Raw genomic sequence first — 20264 nt, forward strand, 5'->3', positions numbered from 1 at the left:
GACGTCCTGCGGGGCCAGGTGCAGGTCTCCGACTTCCGCTCGGGCCAGTTCGCGCTCGTCTCGCCCGGACAGAGCGCTCGTGCATCGTTCGGCTCGAGTGTCGGGCTGCAGCTTTCCGGTTCCGGCATGCTCGCGCCGGTTCAGACCGGGCCGGCCCAGGCTCCGCGTGTCGCGCCTCTGACCGTCCCAAGCCAGGGCTTCGGCGCCTCGCCGGGTGCCGTCAGGCTGCAGTCCTCGGGCGAGACGCCGCGATCGGTGCAATCCGCACCTGCGATCCGTGGTGTCGGGGTCGAGCGTGCGATCGCGCCTGGCGTAGTCAGCGGGCCGAAGGGCTCGATCCGGATCTCGGCGCCGATCGGCGACGTCAAACTCGATATTTCAAAGGTGACGCGTGGCATGGCGCGCAGCGAGGCACCGGCGAATAGCCAGGGTGCGCGGCGCGCGACGGTGTGGAGCACGGGCGAGCTGAACCCCGGAACCTCGTCTGCGCCCAGCGCCGTGGTCAATCGTGGATCGACCACGGGGACCGCCGAAACCAATTCCGGTTCCGCCGTCTCGGCCAATGTCGAGCTGCGCGGTAGCAGCTCCGCGGTTTCCGGCAACGCTGGCTCTCGCGGGACGGCCACCGCTCAGGGCAACAATGGGAACAGCAGTTCCAACGATGGTAGCGGAAACGGCAACGGGAACGGGAACGGAAACGGCAACGGCAACGGCAACGGAAACGGGAACGGCAACGGCAACGGAAACGGAAACGGGAACGGCAACGGCAACGGAAACGGAAACGGCAACGGGAACGGAAACGGCAACGGAAACGGAAATGGCAACGGAAACGGGAACGGGAACGGGAACGGAAACGGCAACGGAAACGGGAACGGGAACGGAAACGGCAACGGCAACGGAAACGGAAACGGGAACGGGAACGGGAACGGCAACGGCAACGGCAACGGCAACGGAAACGGGAACGGGAACGGAAACGGCAACGGAAACGGGAACGGCAACGGCAACGGCAACGGAAACGGCAACGGCAACGGAAACGGAAACGGAAACGGAAACGGAAACGGCAACGGCAACGGGAACGGGAACGGGAACGGGAACGGGAACGGCACCGGAAACGGCAACGGCAATAACGGCAACGGCAACAGCAATAAATAGCTGCCGCCTCGCAGGGTGAACGGGGACGACAATGTCTCGCCTACGCGTCCATTTCCTCGTTGCTGTCGTTCTTGCTGCCCTTGTGCTTTCGGGCGGCCAGGACTGGTTGCGGGAGCGCCTGCTCGATCTGCGGTTCGGACTTCTCACGCGGCCCGCGGCTGGCCAGATCGTTCTGATCGAGATCGATCCGCCCTCAATCGAGGCGATCGGTCAATGGCCCTGGCCCCGCAGCGTCCATGCACGACTGCTGCGCTCGCTTGACAAGGCAGGCGCGGGCGAGGTCGTGTTCGACGTCGATTTCAGCTCGCCCTCGAATGAGCGGGACGACACAGCGTTCGCGTCGGCACTGGAGGCAGTCGGCGGGTCAACGATCCTGCCGGCTTTCCGTCAGCGGCACGCCCAGAGAGCCGATGGTCGATCGCTCTTCGTCAACCGGCCCATTAGCGCCTTCGCCGAGCATTCTTGGTCCGGCCTGGTCAACGTGTTGCCGGATCCCGACGGTGTCATCCGACGCTATCCGTTCGGTGCGCGTATCAATGATGCATTCATCCCATCGGTCGGCGCACTATTGGCTGGCCGTCACGACGAGGCGACACCAAGCTTCCGGATCGATTTCGGCATCCGCGCTAACACGATTCCCGCGGTATCCGTCATCGACGTGCTCAACAGCGAACCCGCAGCCCTCGCGGCGATCCGCGGCAAACGCGTTGTCATCTCCGGCACGGCAGCCGAGCTTGGCGACCGTTTTCTGACACCGAACGGCAAGATTATGCCGGGATCGATGATCCAGGTGCTGGCCGCTGAGTCGATCCAGCAGGGTCGGACCATCGGTATTTCCTCGCGCTACGCTTCGCTGGCCAGCGTCCTGGTCCTTGCGGCGGCATTTGCATGGGCCTGGCGCCGCTTCAGCGTCAGCAGCCTGGCGGCGGGCGCGATCGCGATCGCGATTGCGACCGAAGCGGGCGCCTGGCTCGTCCAGGCGCATTGGCCGATTGCGATCGACACGACCCTCATCATCGCCGCGTGCCTGACCTATGCGCTTGCTGCAGCGCTGGACGAGATCGATATCCGCGGGCTGCTCCGCATGGTCGCCGAGCGGCGCTTCCATCGCATTGCGATGTCGCTGAGGGACGGGCTCGTCTGCACCGACGATCAAGGCAAGATCACGCTCTGGAACGCCGGTGCGCAGAGCATCTTCGGTTATGAGGCGGACGAGATCATCGGGCGCCCGTTCGAGACCTTGATCCATTCGACCGATCAGGGCGCAAATGGCCGACGCTTTCGGCTCGTCGAGATGTCAAAGGCCGATCTGCAGAAAGGCGGCGGAGTGCTGATCGAGCTGATCGGTCGTCGGGCGAACGGGGAGCTGTTTGATCTGGAATGCAGTCTCTCCGGCTGGGAGACGCCGGAGGGCTTCCAGCATGGCGCTGTTTTGCGTGACATCTCGCAGCGCAAGCGTCAGCAGGAGCGGATCCGCTATCTCGCCGAGCGCGATCCGGTATCGGGTCTTCCCAACCGCAACTCGCTTCTGGCGGCGCTGGACCGCGAGTTCAGCACCGAGGGGAAAGAGCACGCGACCATCCTGCTCCTGTCGATCGACCACTACCGCCAGATAACGCAGTTGCATGGGGCGTCTGCTGCGGATGTCATCGCGACAGCTGTTGCTCGCAAGCTTGAGCACCTCGCTCCCGACGCCGCGATCATCGCTCGCCTAGCCGGTGACGAGTTCGCGATCCTTGCAGCATCGCCCGAGCAGGCGGACGAGATCGTCGCCGCCGTCGTCTCGGGTTTCCGGAATGAAACCATCTCGTTCGGCGAGCGGGCACGACGCATCTCCCTATCGATCGGCAGGTCCGACAAGGCGCAGTCTGCCGGCGCCGAGAACTGGCTCGGCAATGGACAGTTCGCCCTGACGGCAGCCAAAGCCGCGGCCGCAGAGGAACCGAAGAGATACGAGCCGGAAATGCGAGCGGCCATCGAACGGCGCGAGGTGCTTGAAGCCGAACTGAGACTGGCGCTGCAGCGCGGCGAGTTTGAGCTGTTCTATCAACCCCAAACCTGCTTCCGCAGTGGCCAGGTCATCGGCGCCGAAGCGCTCATTCGCTGGCGACATCCGGAGCGCGGCTTCGTATCTCCGGGCGAGTTTATGCCTGTTGTCAACACCAGCTCGCTGTCGGAAGGCGTCGCAGCCTGGGTGCTGGAGACAGCCTGCCGGCAGGCTGCCGCCTGGCAACAGCGCGGCAAACCCGTGCGGGTCGGCATCAACCTGAGTCAGTCGCAGTTCATGGTCGGCGACCTCGTGGCTGATGTCGAAGCTCTGCTCGGCTCTCTGGCCTTGCGCCCGGACTTGATCGAACTCGAAGTGACCGAGGACATCATCCTCGAAAGCGCGCGCGCCGCGCAGAGCGTCCTCGGGTCTCTGCGAGAGCTGGGCGTCAAGATCGCATTCGACGACTTCGGCACCGGTTACGGCAGCCTGACCTATCTCAAGGCATTCCCGCTCGACACGATTAAGATCGACCAGTCCTTCGTGCGCAAGCTCGTGCCGGGCAGCGACGACGCCGCGATCGTGAGCGCGACGATCAGCCTCGGGCATGCGCTGGGATTGTCCGTCATCGCCGAAGGCATCGAGACTGACGAGGTCGCACAGCTGCTTGCCGCGGAGGGCTGCGACGAAGGCCAAGGCTATCTCATCGGCCGCCCGATGCCGACAGCGGAGTTCGAGCAGCGGTTCTTCGGTCCAACCGTCAACATCGCGGCATAGCAATCGTAGAACATGGCCCGCAGCGGTCGCCCCTGCGGCGGGCGACGCTTCTTAGTTTTCGCGCACCAATCGAGAGCGGGCGCGCCAAACCCGCCGCGCCTTAAGTCAGCTCGGTCCGCTCGCAGACGAAAAGCCGAAACAGCGCTTCTGGCGGACTATTCGTGTTACACAATCCCAGAATTGGCGCGGCCCTTGCGAGCCGCGCCACGTTTCAAAGATCCGTCTGCTCAGACAGAAGCAGAGCGTCATCGACTTCGATGCCGAGGTAACGAACCGTGCTCTCAAGCTTCGAATGGCCGAGCAATAACTGGCAGGCACGCAGGTTCCCTGTGCGCTTGTAGATCAGAGCGACCTTGGTCCGGCGGAGGCTATGCGTGCCATAGAGCGCCGGATCGAGGCCGATCAAACTGACCCAGTCGTCCAGCAGCCGCCCGTATTGGCGCGTGGTGACATGATCGCCTGGGCTGCTCCTGCTAGGGAAGACCCAGTCGTTATCGCTCCTCGATCGAAGCTTGAGCCAGGCTGTCAAGGCTTCCCGCGTGGGATCAGTCAGTTCGAATGGCACAGGCCGTCCGGTCTTCTGCTGGATGATAGTGGATCGCAGTCGTACCGTGCCACCGAGCACGACGTCGCCGATCCGCATCCGAACCAAGTCGCATCCGCGCAATTTGCTATCTATCGCGAGGTTGAACATCGCCAGATCGCGTACACGCCGATCATGTTGAAGGCGGGTGCGGATTGCCCAGATATGCCGGGGCTTTAGTGGAGGCTTTGGCCCGATGATGCGTCCCGTGTTCCAAGCGGCACGGGAATCCGTCGCGTGTTGTTGGGTCTGCATAGTCGCATCCTCTTTCGGATGCCGCATCCGACGCGACTATAACAGGTCTGATCAGTGCTCGGCGCCACTAGCGGACGTTGAGCGGTCGCCCGAAAGCGGACACTCAAAGCCGCTCTCGCAGACCGGTCAGGGTTTGACGGGCGTTTGTCTCCGTGCCGGGTGATCAGTCCTGGGACGATTTAGGCCTTTGCAAGGAATTGCCGAGGCGTTCCAGCTCCACCGTGAAGCAGTAGAGGCAGAAGAGCGCCACGAGCACGATTGTCCCCCGCGAGAGCACCACCACGCCGGTTTCGTTGGAGCTCAGATCAGGCGCATGTCGAAGGAAGAACAGGCTGAACATGGCCGCGCCAAAGATGAAGCTGAGGCGGCTTGCAAATCCGAGCAGATGGCCAAACGCGGCATTGCGCCAGCCGGGCACTTCGACCTTCGCGAAGCGATACCAGTAGGCCGTTTGGGATAGGATGACGGCGCAGGCGATCGTTAACAGTTCAGCCGGCGGGATCGGATGCAGAACACCGAGATCATCGACCACGATCCGAAAAGCGCGGTGAATTTCAACCAGGAGCGTGAGCGCTGCGATCGACTGAAGCGCGAGAAGTGCAAGATACGGCACGGTCGACCGCGATCGGTCGTGGTCAAGCCCCGATTCCGGTGAGCGGATATCGTGGTCATCCTTCATCGAGCTGCTCGTCGGAAGTCGGGGCCGTTCCTGGACAGCCCTCGCACAACCCGGTCAGCGGCAGACCCGTCGGCCGTTGACGATCGCGCAGCGCACGGGCACCGGCCGGACGACGACCGCTCTGGGGACGGGACGGCGCGCGACCACTGCGCCATTCGGGCCGGCGCATCCCGCTCTCACCACGCCACGCGCACAAACGACGGCGTTCGCTTCGACCGGAATGGTGATCAACGCCAATCCGATCATGCCGGAAGCCAAGATCAGAGCTTTCATGTTTTTTCTCCTGTTGCAGACGATGAGAGAGCCGCAATTGCATCCGCTCAAAGTGATGAATTGCCCTCGATCGGCGGGCCCGGCCACCGGCCGGGCTCTGCCGTCGCGGGCTACTGCAGGTATTTGACCTTCACCTCGGCGATCTTGCCGTTGAAGGCGAAGGGCGCCTTGTCGAAATAGTCGAGCGATACCGGCGAGCCGAGATCGGTGCCGATGTCGAGGCAGTCATTCGCGGTGAAGAGGAGCGGCGCCGACACCGGCACCACGCCGCTGGCGACAACAGCCCCATTGACCTTGACCGCCACATTCAGGGGACCGGCCGGCCTGTTTTCCGCATAGGTCGTCTCGAGGGATGGTGCGGGCTTGGTGTCGGCCACCGTCATGCGCCTACTCCAAGACTACGAATCCTGCGGACCGAACCTAGGGCTTCATCTTGATCCCGAGCTTCGCACGCATGTCCTTGAACACCACGGCAATCGCCTCGATGACCTTCTTGTCGGAATTGGCCTTGCAGTACTGGATGACCTCGTGCTCGGCCTCCTTCGCTCTCTTGACCTCGAGGAGATGCTTCTTGGCGAGACCGTTGTACCAGCCGCTATACCAAGCGGTGAGCATATCGGCGTCTTCCTGGAAGGTTCCCGCGAGCTGGGCGCAGGTCAATTTCTGGACGTCGATATAGCCTTTGGCATCCGCGTAAGCGCTCAGGGGTGTCTGGGCGCTCAAGGGTTGGATCAATGCAGCCATGAGCGTCGATGCAATTAGAGTTTTGTGGATCATCTCGTTCCCCTCTTGGACATTGAGCATCATGGCCGCGCGAAACGCTTCCGCGCAGGTCTCGACGTGGGCTCTCAGCCGACCTTCCGGGCCGCGGGAATCGTCCAGCTGCCGTTGATGATCGACGGATCCGTTTCATTCGGCCAATACATCCGCAGCATCAGGATGAAATCGCCGGCAGGCGCGGGAAGCCAGTTCGACTCCTTGTCCTTTCCGGGCGAATCCTTCTGGATGTAAAGGTCCGTCGAGCCGTCCGGATTGGTCTGCAGGTTTTGCCTCGCGCTGATGGAGTATCGGTTCAGCGGATTGTTCACGAAGAAGTACTTGTCGTCATACATCGTCAGCGACCAGAACCCCTCGGCCGGCGGCAGGTGCCCCTTGGGGAAGCGCATGACGTACTTGTTCGCTCCATTGTATTTGTGCCCCTCGGCATCCGCCTTCGAGGTCGGGTACACCGCATCCTGCGGGCGGTTGGCGCCGAGCCCGATCGCCGTGATCAGCGCCCGCATCAGGTAGTCAGTGCCGTAGATGCCGGTCTTCGTCGTGAACGCCCAGCCGTTCTGCTGCGTGATCGCCTTGTTGATCTTGAACTGGAGCATGATTCTGTCGAAGGCGATGTCCGGAATGCGCTTGGCGAAATCCGCCTTGAGCTTGCTCACGTCGAACGACTGGCCGGGGACGATGCCGATGCTGGCAAATCTCGCGAGCTGAGCGGCGTCCGCTTCGGAAGGCGGGTTCGTCTTCATCAGCTCGCAGAGCAAGGTGAAATAGGACACCGCGTCCATGCGGTTGACCTGATCGCGGACCGCCGTCTTCATGTCGATCGCCGGGTCGACCTTGCCGGCCGGCGGTGTGTAGGGCTTGCCATAGGCGCTCAGCGGCACGAGCTTGAACTCGTCCTGCAGCTTGTGCACGGCGGCATAGTCCTCCGGCGTGCCGGTGCAGTAGATGCGGCCGAGCAGCCAGACGATGTTGGTCGACGATTTATATTCCTTCACGCCCTCCGGCAGCGTGCCCTTCCAGCCGGGGCCGGTGATCGCATAGGTCTGCGCGCCGGTGCCGGTGGTACGCTTGCCCGGAACCTGGAACACCGTGGTCCAGCCGTCGAGCATCGGCAGCAGGAAATAGCGATCCTTCATATCCGGGACGCTCAGCACCCAGGGCTCCTTGCCGACATCGAAGAAGGCGGTCGTGTAGAGCGTGTCGGCGTTCGGCGCCGTGACGTCCTTGAACGAGGCGTCGGGATAGTTGCGCAGCTTGATGATCTGGCCCATCGGCGCCCGGGTGCCGACGGGCTCGGCGACATTGGTCATGATCCGACGGGTCATCTCCATCGTCACCAGCGGATAGCCGAAGATGTAGGCGTCGGTCGCGAGCCAGAACTCCTCGAGACCTTCGCCGAGGCCGAGAAATGCCCCCTGCTCGGCGAGCGCCGCCTTGCTCATCGCCGTGCTGGCGAGCAGGCTCATGCCGCCCAATGCGGCGGAGCGACGGGTGATCTTCATGTGTCAGCCTCCTCAATGTTGTCGACAGTAAAATACCGATCTGAAGACGTGCTTCCGCGCCGCCACGCGGATCAGAAGCGCGCCGTCAGGCCCAGGACCGGCCCGTGCGTCAGCATGTCGTACTCGTAGTGCGATCTGCCGCGGCCTTTGGAGAAGTCGACATCGAGCGCCCGGTAGCCGACCATGCCGCTCCAGGCGGCGCTCGCGGTCCGGGCGAATTCCCAGTTGAGATAGCCCATGGCCTGCCAGGTCAGATCGCTGCCGGCGCCGAAGCCGCCGATGTCGGCGCGCAGCACGAGCTCGGTCGCCGGCGAAAAATGATGGCGCAGGCGCAAGCCGACCAGCGGGTCGAGCCAGGTGACGTCGCCGGATGCGGCGAGGGCGCGGCCGCGGTGCAATGTCAGGTCCGCGATCGACAGGCCCGCGGTCAGTGCCAGGCTGGCTTCGGCGTTCTGCCACCAGAAGCGGCCGCCGCCATAGAGATCGATCGAGGTCCCGGTTCCGGGCGTCGCGCCGTCCCAGCGGACCAGCTCATAGGCGAGCGCCGCCTCGGCGATGAACATCTTGAACTGGACCGAGACGGCGGCCGCCAGGGTCCCTGCGATGTCGGGATGGACGCTGCGGGCGCGGGCGCCGCTGTCGGAGACGCCGAGCTTCATGTAGGTAAGGTCGGTCATGATGCCGAAGCGCCCGTTGCGCGCCTCGAAGGCGCCCATCAGGCCGAAGAGCTCCTCCGGGATCGGGCGATCCAGGATCTCGCCGAGCGGGGCGGCGATCTTGCTGGAGCGGCCCCTGACCGTCGTCGTGCCGTTGATCGAAGGCAGCCACGCATAGGGCATGGCGATATAGGTCCAGGCCGGAACCTGCGGCGGCAGCGGTGCTGTCGCTCGTGGCGGCAGGTCGGCCGCGAGAGAGGCCGTGCCGATGCACAGGGCGGCGACAGCGAGGGCGCTGCGCAATCCGCGCTTGCCCACCGTCTTCTCCGCCGCCCGGCGAGCCGGCGCCGCGAGAGCGCGAGCTGTCCGAATTCGCCTCGATGCCCCTGATCCCGCGCGCCGCATCATCCCCCCTGGGCCAGCCCGACTGCAGCACACAATGCGGCGCTGCAACCATGGCTCGTCTTGCCCTGACCATTGCGCGCCAAATTGTCGGACATGTCTTGCCATTTCGCGCCAATGCGGGCCGGTGGGATCACGCTCGGACTTTGGCAATGGTCCGGCGGTTCCCGTGCAGCTTGCGATAGATTCCGGGCTGGACCTTCATCCGGCGCATGAAGGTGCGGCTGAAGCTGCTGGCGCCGGCATAACCAAGGCTTAACGCTATGCGCGAAATGTGCTCGTTGGTTTCGGTGAGCAGGCGGCACGCCATTTCGAGGCGTATCGCAGCGACAATTTCGCTGTAGCTCGTACCCATCATCGCAAGGTGACGCTGGAGCGAGCGCGCACTCACTCCCAGATGACTTGCGGTCGCTCGAAGAGGGGCGCCATTATGCTGCAGCGACGCAGCGACAGCTGCTCGCACCTGATGTCGGGAGGGCATATGGACGAGCTTCATAGCCACGTCGTGAAAGATGTGGAGCTTCGCGTCCCGGCCGGACAGCGCCGTTATTCAACGACCGAAATTTTTGGCCGTCTGGCCATCTGACGCCAAAGATGGCTTGAGCAACGATCTTTTGAGGCGGCGGGCGACTGGCTTGCGTGACGACAAGTCAGAGGAGGAGCACGTCCGAACAACGATTTAACTTCACTGCCGGGGGGCGCATATTATGACTGCAATTCCTTTGACCCGTTGCCAATTCCTGGTTCCCTTCACCGTCATCCATGACGAGGTCGGCGCCTCCACTGCGCCGCTGTTGGCGAAATTCGGGCTTCCGACATCCGTCGAGGAGAAGGCGGACCACTTCGTGCCGCTTCTGCGTGCCGTGGATTTCGCAGAAGCTGTTCAGAGAACGCAGGGGATCGTCGATCTCGGCTTCCAGGCATCGCAGCGGCTGCAATATTGCCACCTCAGCGAAAAACTAAGGACGGTGATCGGCTATTCGCCGACGCTGCTCACCGCGCTTCAGCAGGTCTGCAAATGGGCAAGCCTTGAAGACAATGTCCTGCATATGTGGCTCGAACGCTGCGATGACCACGTGAATATATGCAGCCGGCTCCTCGGCACCTCCGGCATCGCACTTCTCCAACATTCGCAATGGCTGCAGAACATTTTTCCCATCCACATCGTCCGGCAATTCGCCGGGCCGAACTGGGTGCCGGCGACGATAGCTTTCGAGGCCCGGTACACTCCCAGCGCGCAGACCCAGTCCTCCTGGCCGGACACGCGCTTCCTGTCGGATCAGGCCGCATCCTGGATCGATGTGCCTGTCTCGCTCCTCAGCCTTCCCAGTCTCGCAAATGAGCTGCCTGCTTCGCCCGTGGACGACGAGACGGGACCGTCCGCCAACGACATCATCGGCGCGCTCCGATTGATGTTGCCGTCCTATCTGGATGAGAAGGCGCCGACCGTAGCCGAGGTCGCGGAAATGGCCTGCGTCAGTGTCAGGACGCTTCAGCGCAAGCTGTCGGGCGCCGGCCTGTCGTATTCCGATCTGCTCGGGGCGGCCCGATTTGAGAACGCCGCCCGACTGCTGCGCGACAGCGATGACAAGATCATCGAGATCGCGTTGTCCTCCGGCTACGCGGACCCGGCACATTTTACCCGCGCCTTCCGCCGGATCTCGGGCATCACGCCGCGAGAGTATCGGAGCCAATCGAGGCTGCGATAAGCATCGCAGCCTCGATTGGCGGGATGCCCAAAGCGCCGACGGCTTCAGAGGTCCGTTTGCTCGGACAAGATCAGAGCATCATCGACTTCGATGCCAAGGTAGCGGACGGTGCTTTCCAGTTTGGAATGCCCGAGCAGGAGCTGGCAGGCGCGAAGATTGCCGGTTCGCTTATAGATCAAGGCCACTTTCGTTCGCCGGAGGCTGTGCGTCCCATAGAGCGCGGGATCGAGGCCGATCAGGGCCAACCAGCCGTCGAGCAGGCGGCCGTATTGCCGGGTCGTTACGTGATCGCCGGGTCGGCTGCGGCTCGGGAAAAGCCAATCGTGGCCTCCTGCTGGTCGCTTTCTGAGCCAAGCCGTCAGCGCCTCTCTGGTCGGATCCGTCAGCTCGAAAGGTACCGGTCTGCCGGTCTTCTGCTGGATGATCGACGTCCTCAGCCTCACGGTTCCGCCGAGTACAACGTCGGCCACACGAAGCCTGACGAGATCGCAGCCACGCAGCTTGCTGTCGATCGCGAGATTGAACATCGCCAGATCACGCACACGACGTTCATGCTGCAGCCGTGTCCTGATCGCCCAGATATGACGGGGCTTGAGTGGCGGCTTCGGACCTATGATGCGGCCGGTATTCCAGGCCGGACGCTGATGGGTTTGCTGAGCTTCGACAAGCATGACGCATCCTCCATCGGGATGCCGCATCCGAGACACTTATAGCGCAGCTGTCGTTCGCCTGGCGCCAGATCCGGACATTGGGTCTTTGCCAGTAAGCAGATCTTGATTGAGCTTGGACCGCTGTCGGGGCCGGGATGACTGACAGGCAGCTGAAGGACCTCTGTCAGCCGATCCAATCGGTAATTGAAGTTGCTCCCGAAAGATGGCCGAGTTCACCTAAAGTGCGCCTCTATGTGATCGGAAACGTGCCTCACCCAAAAAGCCCCTCGCCGCTAACCAGCGGCGAGGGGTAGGTCCAGGGATGGATGCTGAGAAACGTGCTCCCGCAGAGATCGCAAGCCCGCTCGACGTCGCGCATCTCGCAGGGCGTCAGAGTGTTGCGATACTCGGCCTGAGATTGCTCGAGGGTATGCCCTGCTCCCAAATAGAGTCTCAGGTCACTCTCGAGATGAAGCAGGCATCCGTAGGGAAGTGCGGCCCTTCAGAACCTTGCGTTGCTTAGATCGATGCTGCCCCAGAATCCGGCATATCAACCGCTCCGACACGTCGAATTTCATCACGGCATATAAGCGGCTCTCGAGCAGCGCAGCTCTTATCCTATTTCGGAAGGCACTCTACGTTAAATGCGATGATAATCTCTCCAGGCCCGCCCTTGCCAACACTTCTCAAATCTTCCAAACCACTTTTCAGTTTGGCTCCGGCTTCATGCAAGCTCTTTTCCAGCATAGACTTCGTTACTTGGCACCTGTTCTCGTTTGAAAATTCTTGAAAGACGACGGCGGGCATAAGTCTCCATTCCGCCCTGTCGTTTGAAGCTGCCGGGCTAATCGAGTAAGAGAAGACGTACATTAGAATCCACATTAGCCTGCCCCCATTGCGCTTAGCTCGCCGAGCGAGCCGGCGGCAGATGCCTCAACGATCGCTGCTCGTTGCAGAGCACCGCTAGGCAATTGGTCAGCACCGGACCTAGCCTATCCAGTTCCGCGCGAAATCGGCCTCCTCGTAATCGTCGGGCTTCTGTCGCTTCGGCAGCTTGATCTTCTCTCGTACCGGAGCCTCGTAAGGAACCGAATCGAGAATGTGGGCGATGAGAGCAAGCCGTGCCCTGCGCTTGTCATCAGAATGAACCGCGTACCACGGGGCCCAGGAAGTATCGCTAGCGCGGAACATCTCGTCGCGGGCGCGGGAATAATCGTACCAGCGCGAATATGACTTCAGGTCCATCGGCGAGAGCTTCCAGATCTTTCTGGGGTCATTGATGCGCTCCTGCATCCTGCGCGTCTGTTCTTCCTGACCGACTTCGAGCCAGTACTTCAGCAGGATCGTGCCTGAATCGACGATCGCCTTCTCGACGCCCGACACACTGTGGAGAAATCCCTTGGCCTGCTCCTCAGTGCAATAGCCCATCACCCGTTCGACGCCGGCACGATTGTACCAACTCCTGTCGAAGATCACGATCTCCCCCGCTGCCGGCAAATGCGGCAGATAGCGCTGAACATACATCTGCGAGCGCTCGCGCTCGGTGGGTGGCGGCAGGGCGACGACACGGAAAACCCGGGGGCTGACGCGCTCCGTTATCGCCTTGATGACGCCGCCCTTTCCGGCGCCGTCCCGCCCCTCGAAGACGATGCAGACCTTCCCGCCGGCGTGCTTTGCCCATTCCTGCAGCTTGACCAGTTCCGCGTGCAGGTCTCGCAGCTTCCGCTCATAGGTCTTTCTGTCCAGGGGTTCGCTGGCGTTGGCCTTCATCGCCGGCCTCCTTGTTCACTAGGACCAACTCAGGAAGAACGCGATGTCGCCCGGCAATCCGCCCGGCCAGTCGATGATCATGGCGCGAAGCTTGTACTTTGACGGCCGCAGATGCTCCACCCAGAACTCATAGGCCTGTCGCGGCCGCCCGGTGAGCGTCGTCGGCCAGTCCGCTTCCGCATTATTGACCGCCCGCCCCTTGTCCGTGCAGAGCGCGCTGGGAAAGCGCATGACGAGGACTTCCGTCTCGCCGCGCCCGGCCGCAGCGCGAGTCTTGTTAGCGAGGCTTTGCTTGATCTCCGCGATCTTCTCAGGCGTGACGTCGATCTCCTCGCGCAACACAGCGACGAGCTTTTTCCGCGCCTCGTCAGCCTTGTCCATGGCGCCCAGCATCTTGGAAGCCTTGGCCATTTCGAGCTCCGTCATGTAGGCACGGAGATCGTCGGCGGACATGAAGCTCTCGTCGCCCAGGGTGCTCGCTGCGGTATTGGGGATTGCGGTCGACATCGCTCGTGCCTCCTGCACTGTTGGGCCGCCGCATGCCGACCGCGCCTGCGGCCGACGTGCGGGGCAGGCCCCTGGCTCAGTATTTCTGGAAGTGGAAGGCTTCGGCCACGATCAGTTCGACCATATCACCGCGCCGGAGCCGTCGAAGGTCTTGCTTGATCTCGGGATCGACCGCCGTCAGGGAGCGCGGTCCCAACGGCCCGACATAACTGACGATACCGGAGGAGGGATCAAACGCCTGGAACTGCGCCGTCACCCGCAGCGACCGGACGACGAACTTGTCCGGCAGGTTCTGGAAGGGCCCACTGACCGCCTCGGTATAGACAATGCCCGGCCTCGCGCCGCGCCGCGCGCGCCTGGCTCCCAGGATCGCGCCCTCGACGCGCCGGATCTCGACCCTGTCTCCGGGCCCAATGTTCTGCAGATTGCCGAACACCTCCGGGACCGCGACATGCCAGACACGGCCGCCCTGCCGCACGAGCACCAAGCGCTCGGCCGGCTCCACATTCACGATCTCGACATCGAGCCGCTCGATCTCGACCGGCCCAATGCCGGCGACGATGACGGTCTGGGTAGTTACCGTCGGATAGGACGCGCAGCCCGCAACGCCGGCCGTCAGCGCAATGGCAAAAATCCAGCTCAGGTGTTTCGGCATCAGAACTCTCCTCTTCTCCAGGCAAACCGGCTTCAGATGGACTTGCTACCTTTGGGCAGAGCCTGCCAGGCGAGGATAGCTTGGCGAAGCTCGGCTTCGAGACTTTCGACGAGGTGCCTGTACTCAGTGCGTTGCGCCGCATCTTCAGGGGCGTCCGATTTAATCCGGTGCCGAAGAGCTTGCTCTGCATCGGCAAGATCCCAACACAAGCTGCGAAAGCTCTCATTTTGCAGCGCCAGCACCTTGATCGCTGTTTCGTATTTGGGCAGGATTTGAATGGCGGCCAGAATTCCCGGATCCATGGCTTTGAGCCCCCGCGAATAAACACAACTATCTGGCTCATCGGGGCGCGCGGGAGTATCTTACGAGAGGTTACCTCGCCAATTTCGCCTGTCTTGCACGGTTATCAGTGGATTCGCGCCCGTGGGGGGAACGATGCCCAAGGAACGAGAGCAGCCGGAAAATACCGCGAGCAATGACACGCCCGGAAACGCAGCACCGGGCGAAGACGATGTTCGGGCTCAATTGAAGCGGATTCTGTCCAGCGCCGAGTTCAGCGTCCCGGCGCGGCTTCGTCAGTTCCTGCTTTATATCGTCAATGAGACCCTCTCTGGTCGATCGGATCGCATCAAGGCTTATTCGGTTGCGGTGGAGGTGTTCGGACGAGATGCCCGTCTCGACATACAGAGCGACCCAGTCGTGCGCATCGAGGCCGGGCGTCTCAGACGGGCTCTTGAACGATACTATTATCTCAGGGGAGGCGCCGACCCGATCCTGATCGAAATTCCAAAAGGTGGCTATGTTCCCCGCTTCCAGCGGCGGGAAGACAGCGCGAAGAGCGAGGAATTTGCTCAGAATTCAGAGCCGCGACAATGGCCGAACCTTGGCCAGTTCTTCCGTCGATGGGAGCCACATTCCGGGCTCTTCGTCGCGATCGTTTTCACGGCGCTAATCGCAGGAGTCTTGTTCGTCCGGCTGGAGACGCCGTCGTCGCCGACCGCTTCCAAAGCCGGATCGACGCGGCCAGAGGGACCATCCCTCATCGTCAAGCCTTTCGTGAACCTCTCGAAAACTCTCGAGGGAGATTACTATGTGACCGGGCTTGGAGAAGAGCTTCTGCTGCAGCTCGCGCGGTTCAAGGAGTTGACAGTATTCGGGCGAGAAACCTCGGGCAACCTCTCCTCCGAGGCCTCGGCTGTGGAGGTCGGGCAGCGGTTCGGGAGCCGATATGTCCTGGAGGGCGGGGTCCGTTTGTCGGAGGGTAGAATCCGGGTGACCAGCCGCCTTCTCCACGGCGAGACATCGGCTATCGTCTGGTCTGGATCCTACGACGTCGATCCACGAAACAACGAAATCCTCGATATGCAAATGACCATTGCCTCGAAGGTTGCTACGGTTGTCGCCCAACCTTACGGCATCATCTTCAGTTTGCCGCCTCGGGCGACGCGAGCACAGGGCGCAAGCAGCTCCGAAGCCTATCAATGTACCTATCGCTTTTATCGCTATCGTGCCGAGTTGGATCAAGCCGCTCACGCCCGAACGCGCGAATGTCTGGAGCAGATCACACTCCGCCATACGGAGTACGCGACGGGTTGGGCGATGCTGTCCTACCTCTATCTGGACGAAGATCGTTTCCAGCTGAATCGGCGGCCTGGTTCGCCGACGCCGCTCGATCGTGCCCGGGCCGCGGCCGAGCGCGCCGTTCGCCTGGACCGGGAAAATGTCCGCGCACTGCAGGCCTTGATGACTGTGCTTTACTTCAGTGGGGAGCCGCTTGAAGCCCTCCGCATCGGTTCACTGGCGCTTGCTCTCAACCCAAATGACACCGAGCTGCTCGGGGAATTCGGCAGCCGTGTCGCCCAGTCCGGCGACTGGCCTCGCGGCGAAGACCTGCTTGAGCAGGCGATGGCCAGAAATCCGGGCCATTCCGACTATTATCTCGGGCTTCTTGCCCTGGCTGCCTATATGCAGGGACACGACGTAAAAGCCGCCGATCTCATCCGCCGCGCCAAGCTGCGCCGATTTTCGATCTATCACCTCGTCGCGGCGCTGATCTTCGCCCGCCTTGGACTGGAGGCGGAAACAGCGCAAAGTCGAGCGATGTTCCTGAAGCTGCGGCCCGACTTCTTTGACAATTTCGACGGCGAACTCAACAAGCGCAACTTCAATCGCAGAGATCGAGCGATCATCATCCGCGGCGCCATTCAGGCGGGCTTTCCCGTGCAACCGCGCTTCGCGGCAGAGGCGCAGCAGCTGGCTGCCCCGGATTAAATCGTCGCCTGCGCGGTCCGCGCGTAACAAACCGTAACCTACTCCCTGCAACGCAGATTGCGGCTCTTAGTACCGCCCGAAGAGGCGGGTCGAATCTGGCTGGATATCGCACGCGATCACACCATCTGTGAGCGGTTGCTTTCGCGACATCGAGCAGACCAAGGCGATTGACGAGGTGGCCCGGCAAGCATTGGAGGGGGTCGACAATGGCCGTAAGCCGTCGCCTGTCACTATTCGTGTTGGCCGTAACAATCGTGCCTCTGCAGGAGGTCAGGGCTCAGGCGCGCCCTCTTCAGGGGGCGTGGCTCGAAGAGGGAACGTCCTGCGCCAGCGTTTTCGTTGCGACGTCGAATGTGATCGCCTTCAAGCGGCCGGCCAGCGCCTTCGCCGCGGCATTCATCGTCTCCGGCAAGCGGCTTTCGACGCCGCTGGCAACTTGCCGTCTCGCCGGGATCACTGCGAGCGGCGAAAGGCAGATTCTCCGCCTGAACTGCGCGACACCGGTTTCCACGGACAGCGCTCGGGCCGTCTTTTCCATGGCCAGCGACGGGAAGCTCTACCGGCACCACTCCGTGGAAGGTGGTATTGCGAGCATATATCAGCGCTGTACCCGGGACAGCTTGAAAGCCCCCTGAGGCAACCGGGTAGCAACATGGAAATCGGGAGATTGACCATGTCAGTTCTCATACATGTCGTTGAAGCCGATACGGCCTCGCAGGCTGAGATCGACCATCTGCTTCAGGCTTACGGCTATCAGATCAAGACCTATGGCAGTGCCGACGAGATCATCGAGAAGATGCCGGACCGCGAACCTGCGGGTTGCATTATCATCGACATGCAGGCTCGGGATGCAGCCGCGCCCGATCTCTTTGACCGGCTGAGCAAGGCCGGTTTCAACCTGCCCGTCATCTTTCTGGCCGGACAGAGCGACGTCCGCGCCGGCGTCCGGGCGATCAAGGCAGGCGCCGAAGACTTCTTTACGAAGCCGGTGGAGCGCGAGGAGTTCATCCTGGCGATCGACCGCGCGATTGCACGGCATCGCCTCGCCAACGAACGCGAAAGCTGGGCGCTCAGAGTGACGGCGCGTTTGCAGCGCCTGACGAGGCGTGAGCGCGAGGTCTTCGAGCTCGTGATCCGGGGCAGGATGAACAAGCAGGTCGCGTTCGAACTCGGCACGACCGAGCGCACCGTGAAGGCGCATCGCCACAAGGTCATGGAAAAGATGCAGGTTCGCTCGATCGTCGAACTCGTGTCCTGCGCCGAGCGCTTGGGCCTCAGCTCCGGCCCTCTCTGACAAGGCCAGCCCTGTGCCGTTACCTCGCCACACGCCCGACGGCTTGAAGACACCGCGGGCCGCCGCGGTCGCCGGTATCCTGTTTTCGGTCCTCCTGCTAACGGCGATCTCGCTGGTCCTGCAGACCTTGCGCCTGCATCCGCGCGATCCGGGCGAGTGGCTTGGTGCGCAGTCCTGGAAGGTCGCCCTGGCGCTGAACCTCATCCCCTTCGCAGGAATCGCCTTCCTTTGGTTCATGGGTGTGCTGCGGGATCGGCTGGGTCCGCAGGAGCACAAGCTGTTTGCGACCGTGTTTCTCGGCAGCGGCCTGCTCTTCGTCGGGATGCTGTTCACCGCCGCCGCCGCCATCGGGGCGATCCTGGTCACCCATGCGGCGCTGCCCCGCGAGTTCTCGGGCTCCGTGACCTTCACCCTGGCGCGAGCCTTCGCCTACAACCTGACGAGCATTTACGCGATGAAGGTCGCGAGCGTCTTCGTGCTGACGGCCTCGACCATCGTGCTGCGAACGGGCATCACGGCGCGCTGGACGGCCATGGCCGGTTATGCCGCAGCGGCTTTCATCCTGCTTGGCAGCCATGCCGTCGACTGGAGCTTCCTGGTCTTCCCGCTCTGGGTCCTCCTCGTCAGCGGCGATATCCTGCTGCGCGAGTACCGACCCACCCGAGCGTCGTCCTGACACCATCTTCCGCCCTTCACGAGCTCCGCCGGGAGAGCGCGTGCACCGCATCTTCGAGATCGTCGAAGACCATCGTCGCGTCGGGACCCTCGAAGAAGCCGGCACGCTGCAGGATTTCGCACGGCTCCTTGTGGAGCTCCGCCAGCACGAGAGTGACCCCCGTCTCGGCCAATTCCGTCCGCAACTGCCGCAGCATCGCAGTCGCCGTGGTGTCGATCTGGGCGACGGCGCTGGCATCAAGTACAAGCCAGGCCGTGCCAGGGAACGCCTCGCTGGCGACCGTCTCGAACCGCTTGCGCACGTAGTCGGCGTTGAAGAACAGGATGCTGCCCTGGATCATAAACAGCAGCATTCCCGGCAAGGATTCGGCATTCGCAGTCCGGTGCAGCTTGTAGAACCCCGGTCGCCCGGGAATGCGCCCGAGCACAGCGTCGCGCGGCCGCATCTCCTTGAGCAGGACGAGCAGCAGCGTGCCGGCGATCGCGATGACCACGCCACTGAGCACACCGAGGCTGATGGCGCCCCACATGCTGATCAGAGCGAAGGCGAACTCCATGCGGCTGACACGCCAGATCTCTCGAAGGCCACCGAGGTCGATCAAACTCAGTGAGGCGAAAACGAGAATCGCGCCAAGAGCCGGAATAGGCAGAACACGCAGCGCATCGTTGAGGTAAAGCAGCAGTCCCGTGAGAGCGAAGGCCGCGACCAGGCCGGAGACCTGAGAGCGCCCGCCGGCGGAAATGTTCATGGCCGTTCGCGAATCCGTCACGGTCACCGGAAAGCCGCTGAACAGACCGGAGAGAATGTTGCCGGCGCCGAGCCCGGTAAGCTCCCGGTCGGCGTCCACCTCGAAGCGATCCTTGGCACCGAAACTCCGGGCCGCAACGAGCCCCGAACCGACGCCTACGAGCCAGATGGCACCGGCGCCGAGAAGGAGGTCCCGCAGCGGCAGCCCTGAGATGGCGGGAAGCGTCAGCTCCGGCATGGCGTTCGGCAAGCTGCCGATCACTTTCATACCGCGGCCCTCGAGATCGAAAAGGGCCGAGGCGAGGCCTGCGACAATGACCACGACGAGCGGCCCTGGGATCGGCGAGCGCAGGCGCGCCAGCAGGATGAGAAGCCCGAACATCGTGCTGCCGAACATGACGGACGGCCAGTGGATCAGAGCGGCCTTCCGAACGATCTCGACGAGCGGCTTCACCAGCCCGTCAGACTCGATGCGCACGCCGGTCAGCCGCCCGATCTGGCCTATGAGTATCGAGATCGATATCCCGCAGATGAAGCCAATCAAGATCGGCCGAGACAAGAAGGAGGCGACAACCCCAAGCCCCAACCTGCCGGCGAGGATGCACATGGCGCCAACCATCAGCGCCAGCGCGGCCGCGGCGCCGACACGCTCCGGCGCGTCGAGAAGCGGCAGGCTCGCGAGCACAGCCGCCAATACCGTCATGGTCGCAGCATCCGGGCCTACCATCAGCTTGCGCGAGGGGCCGAACAGGGCATAGCCGACCAGCGGCAGAATGCTCGCATAGAGGCCGGTCTCAACCGGCAGCCCCGCAATCGCGGGGTACGCGACCGCACTGGGGATGGCGACGGCGGCCACAGCAAGACCCGCCGTCACATCGAAGCGGAGCCATTCCAGTTTATAACCCCGCATGCCGCTCAGGACTGGAATTCGCTCGATCATGG

Annotated in this window: 21 protein-coding genes; 6 read left to right on the forward strand and 15 right to left on the reverse strand. The window is 62.7% G+C overall.

Annotation, left to right across the window (positions count from 1 at the left end):
- The first annotated feature begins 18 nt into the window (after nt 1-18).
- Nucleotides 19-1152, forward strand: a complete 1134-nt coding sequence (locus tag ACWIEX_RS11395; protein ID WP_454033497.1) for a hypothetical protein — start codon at nt 19-21, stop codon at nt 1150-1152.
- 31 nt (nt 1153-1183) lie between these two features.
- Nucleotides 1184-3916, forward strand: coding sequence for an EAL domain-containing protein (locus tag ACWIEX_RS11400; RefSeq protein ID WP_454033134.1), 2733 nt, complete (start codon nt 1184-1186; stop codon nt 3914-3916).
- 211 nt (nt 3917-4127) lie between these two features.
- On the opposite strand, the gene ACWIEX_RS11405 is transcribed toward ACWIEX_RS11400, so the two are convergent.
- The 8 genes from ACWIEX_RS11405 to ACWIEX_RS11440 form a co-directional block, all read right to left on the reverse strand.
- Nucleotides 4128-4754: a tyrosine-type recombinase/integrase gene (locus tag ACWIEX_RS11405; protein ID WP_454033135.1), complete on the reverse strand. Its 627-nt coding sequence runs from the start codon at nt 4752-4754 to the stop codon at nt 4128-4130.
- Nucleotides 4755-4917: 163 nt separating this feature from the next.
- Nucleotides 4918-5433, reverse strand: a complete 516-nt coding sequence (locus ACWIEX_RS11410) for a hypothetical protein (RefSeq protein WP_113586942.1) — start codon at nt 5431-5433, stop codon at nt 4918-4920.
- Nucleotides 5434-5487: 54 nt separating this feature from the next.
- The gene (locus ACWIEX_RS11415; protein WP_113586943.1) at nt 5488-5706 is read right to left on the reverse strand and encodes a hypothetical protein; all 219 of its coding nucleotides are present in this window, start codon (nt 5704-5706) and stop codon (nt 5488-5490) included.
- Nucleotides 5707-5816: 110 nt separating this feature from the next.
- A complete protein-coding gene (locus ACWIEX_RS11420) occupies nt 5817-6089 on the reverse strand; it encodes a hypothetical protein (RefSeq protein WP_454033136.1) in 273 nt (90 codons plus the stop codon).
- Between the two features lie 37 nt (nt 6090-6126).
- On the reverse strand, nt 6127-6450 hold the full coding sequence (locus ACWIEX_RS11425; protein ID WP_454033137.1) for an HdeA/HdeB family chaperone: 324 nt from the start codon (nt 6448-6450) through the stop codon (nt 6127-6129).
- Between the two features lie 104 nt (nt 6451-6554).
- Nucleotides 6555-7985: a DUF1254 domain-containing protein gene (locus ACWIEX_RS11430; protein ID WP_113586944.1), complete on the reverse strand. Its 1431-nt coding sequence runs from the start codon at nt 7983-7985 to the stop codon at nt 6555-6557.
- 71 nt (nt 7986-8056) lie between these two features.
- A complete protein-coding gene (locus ACWIEX_RS11435; protein ID WP_454033138.1) occupies nt 8057-8959 on the reverse strand; it encodes a hypothetical protein in 903 nt (300 codons plus the stop codon).
- Between the two features lie 217 nt (nt 8960-9176).
- Entirely contained in the window at nt 9177-9539 is a 363-nt protein-coding gene (locus tag ACWIEX_RS11440) for a helix-turn-helix transcriptional regulator (protein WP_113586946.1), read from the reverse strand.
- Nucleotides 9540-9750: 211 nt separating this feature from the next.
- Here ACWIEX_RS11440 and ACWIEX_RS11445 point away from each other — a divergent pair, with 211 nt between their 5' ends.
- Nucleotides 9751-10752 (forward strand): helix-turn-helix transcriptional regulator, encoded by a 1002-nt coding sequence (locus ACWIEX_RS11445; RefSeq protein ID WP_454033139.1) that lies wholly within the window; start codon nt 9751-9753, stop codon nt 10750-10752.
- A gap of 44 nt (nt 10753-10796) precedes the next feature.
- Here ACWIEX_RS11445 and ACWIEX_RS11450 read toward each other — a convergent pair whose 3' ends face one another.
- From ACWIEX_RS11450 to ACWIEX_RS11470, 5 genes are all read right to left on the reverse strand, one after another.
- Nucleotides 10797-11423, reverse strand: a complete 627-nt coding sequence (locus tag ACWIEX_RS11450) for a tyrosine-type recombinase/integrase (RefSeq protein ID WP_454033140.1) — start codon at nt 11421-11423, stop codon at nt 10797-10799.
- 966 nt (nt 11424-12389) lie between these two features.
- Nucleotides 12390-13172, reverse strand: a complete 783-nt coding sequence (gene ppk2, locus ACWIEX_RS11455; RefSeq protein ID WP_454033141.1) for a polyphosphate kinase 2 — start codon at nt 13170-13172, stop codon at nt 12390-12392.
- A gap of 18 nt (nt 13173-13190) precedes the next feature.
- Nucleotides 13191-13679 carry a hypothetical protein gene (locus ACWIEX_RS11460; RefSeq protein WP_454033142.1) on the reverse strand — a complete coding sequence of 163 codons (489 nt, stop codon included), beginning with the start codon at nt 13677-13679 and terminating at the stop codon, nt 13191-13193.
- Nucleotides 13680-13755: 76 nt separating this feature from the next.
- Entirely contained in the window at nt 13756-14334 is a 579-nt protein-coding gene (locus ACWIEX_RS11465; protein WP_454033143.1) for a hypothetical protein, read from the reverse strand.
- A gap of 32 nt (nt 14335-14366) precedes the next feature.
- On the reverse strand, nt 14367-14636 hold the full coding sequence (locus ACWIEX_RS11470) for a hypothetical protein (RefSeq protein WP_454033144.1): 270 nt from the start codon (nt 14634-14636) through the stop codon (nt 14367-14369).
- Nucleotides 14637-14769: 133 nt separating this feature from the next.
- Here ACWIEX_RS11470 and ACWIEX_RS11475 point away from each other — a divergent pair, with 133 nt between their 5' ends.
- Entirely contained in the window at nt 14770-16605 is a 1836-nt protein-coding gene (locus tag ACWIEX_RS11475; RefSeq protein WP_454033145.1) for an adenylate cyclase, read from the forward strand.
- A 292-nt stretch (nt 16606-16897) separates the two neighbouring features.
- On the opposite strand, the gene ACWIEX_RS11480 is transcribed toward ACWIEX_RS11475, so the two are convergent.
- Complete coding sequence (locus ACWIEX_RS11480; protein ID WP_454033146.1) at nt 16898-17143, reverse strand: hypothetical protein; 246 nt, start codon at nt 17141-17143, stop codon at nt 16898-16900.
- Nucleotides 17144-17278: 135 nt separating this feature from the next.
- Here ACWIEX_RS11480 and ACWIEX_RS11485 point away from each other — a divergent pair, with 135 nt between their 5' ends.
- Both ACWIEX_RS11485 and ACWIEX_RS11490 read left to right on the forward strand, forming a co-directional pair.
- Nucleotides 17279-17899 (forward strand): response regulator transcription factor, encoded by a 621-nt coding sequence (locus tag ACWIEX_RS11485; protein WP_454033147.1) that lies wholly within the window; start codon nt 17279-17281, stop codon nt 17897-17899.
- 43 nt (nt 17900-17942) lie between these two features.
- Entirely contained in the window at nt 17943-18575 is a 633-nt protein-coding gene (locus ACWIEX_RS11490) for a hypothetical protein (RefSeq protein WP_454033148.1), read from the forward strand.
- Nucleotides 18576-18591: 16 nt separating this feature from the next.
- Here the strand turns inward: ACWIEX_RS11490 and ACWIEX_RS11495 are convergent, their stop codons facing one another.
- A complete protein-coding gene (locus ACWIEX_RS11495) occupies nt 18592-20262 on the reverse strand; it encodes a SulP family inorganic anion transporter (protein WP_454033149.1) in 1671 nt (556 codons plus the stop codon).
- Nucleotides 20263-20264: the final 2 nt, after the last annotated feature.

The sequence above is a fragment of the Allobosea sp. NPDC055353 genome (assembly GCF_053644975.1).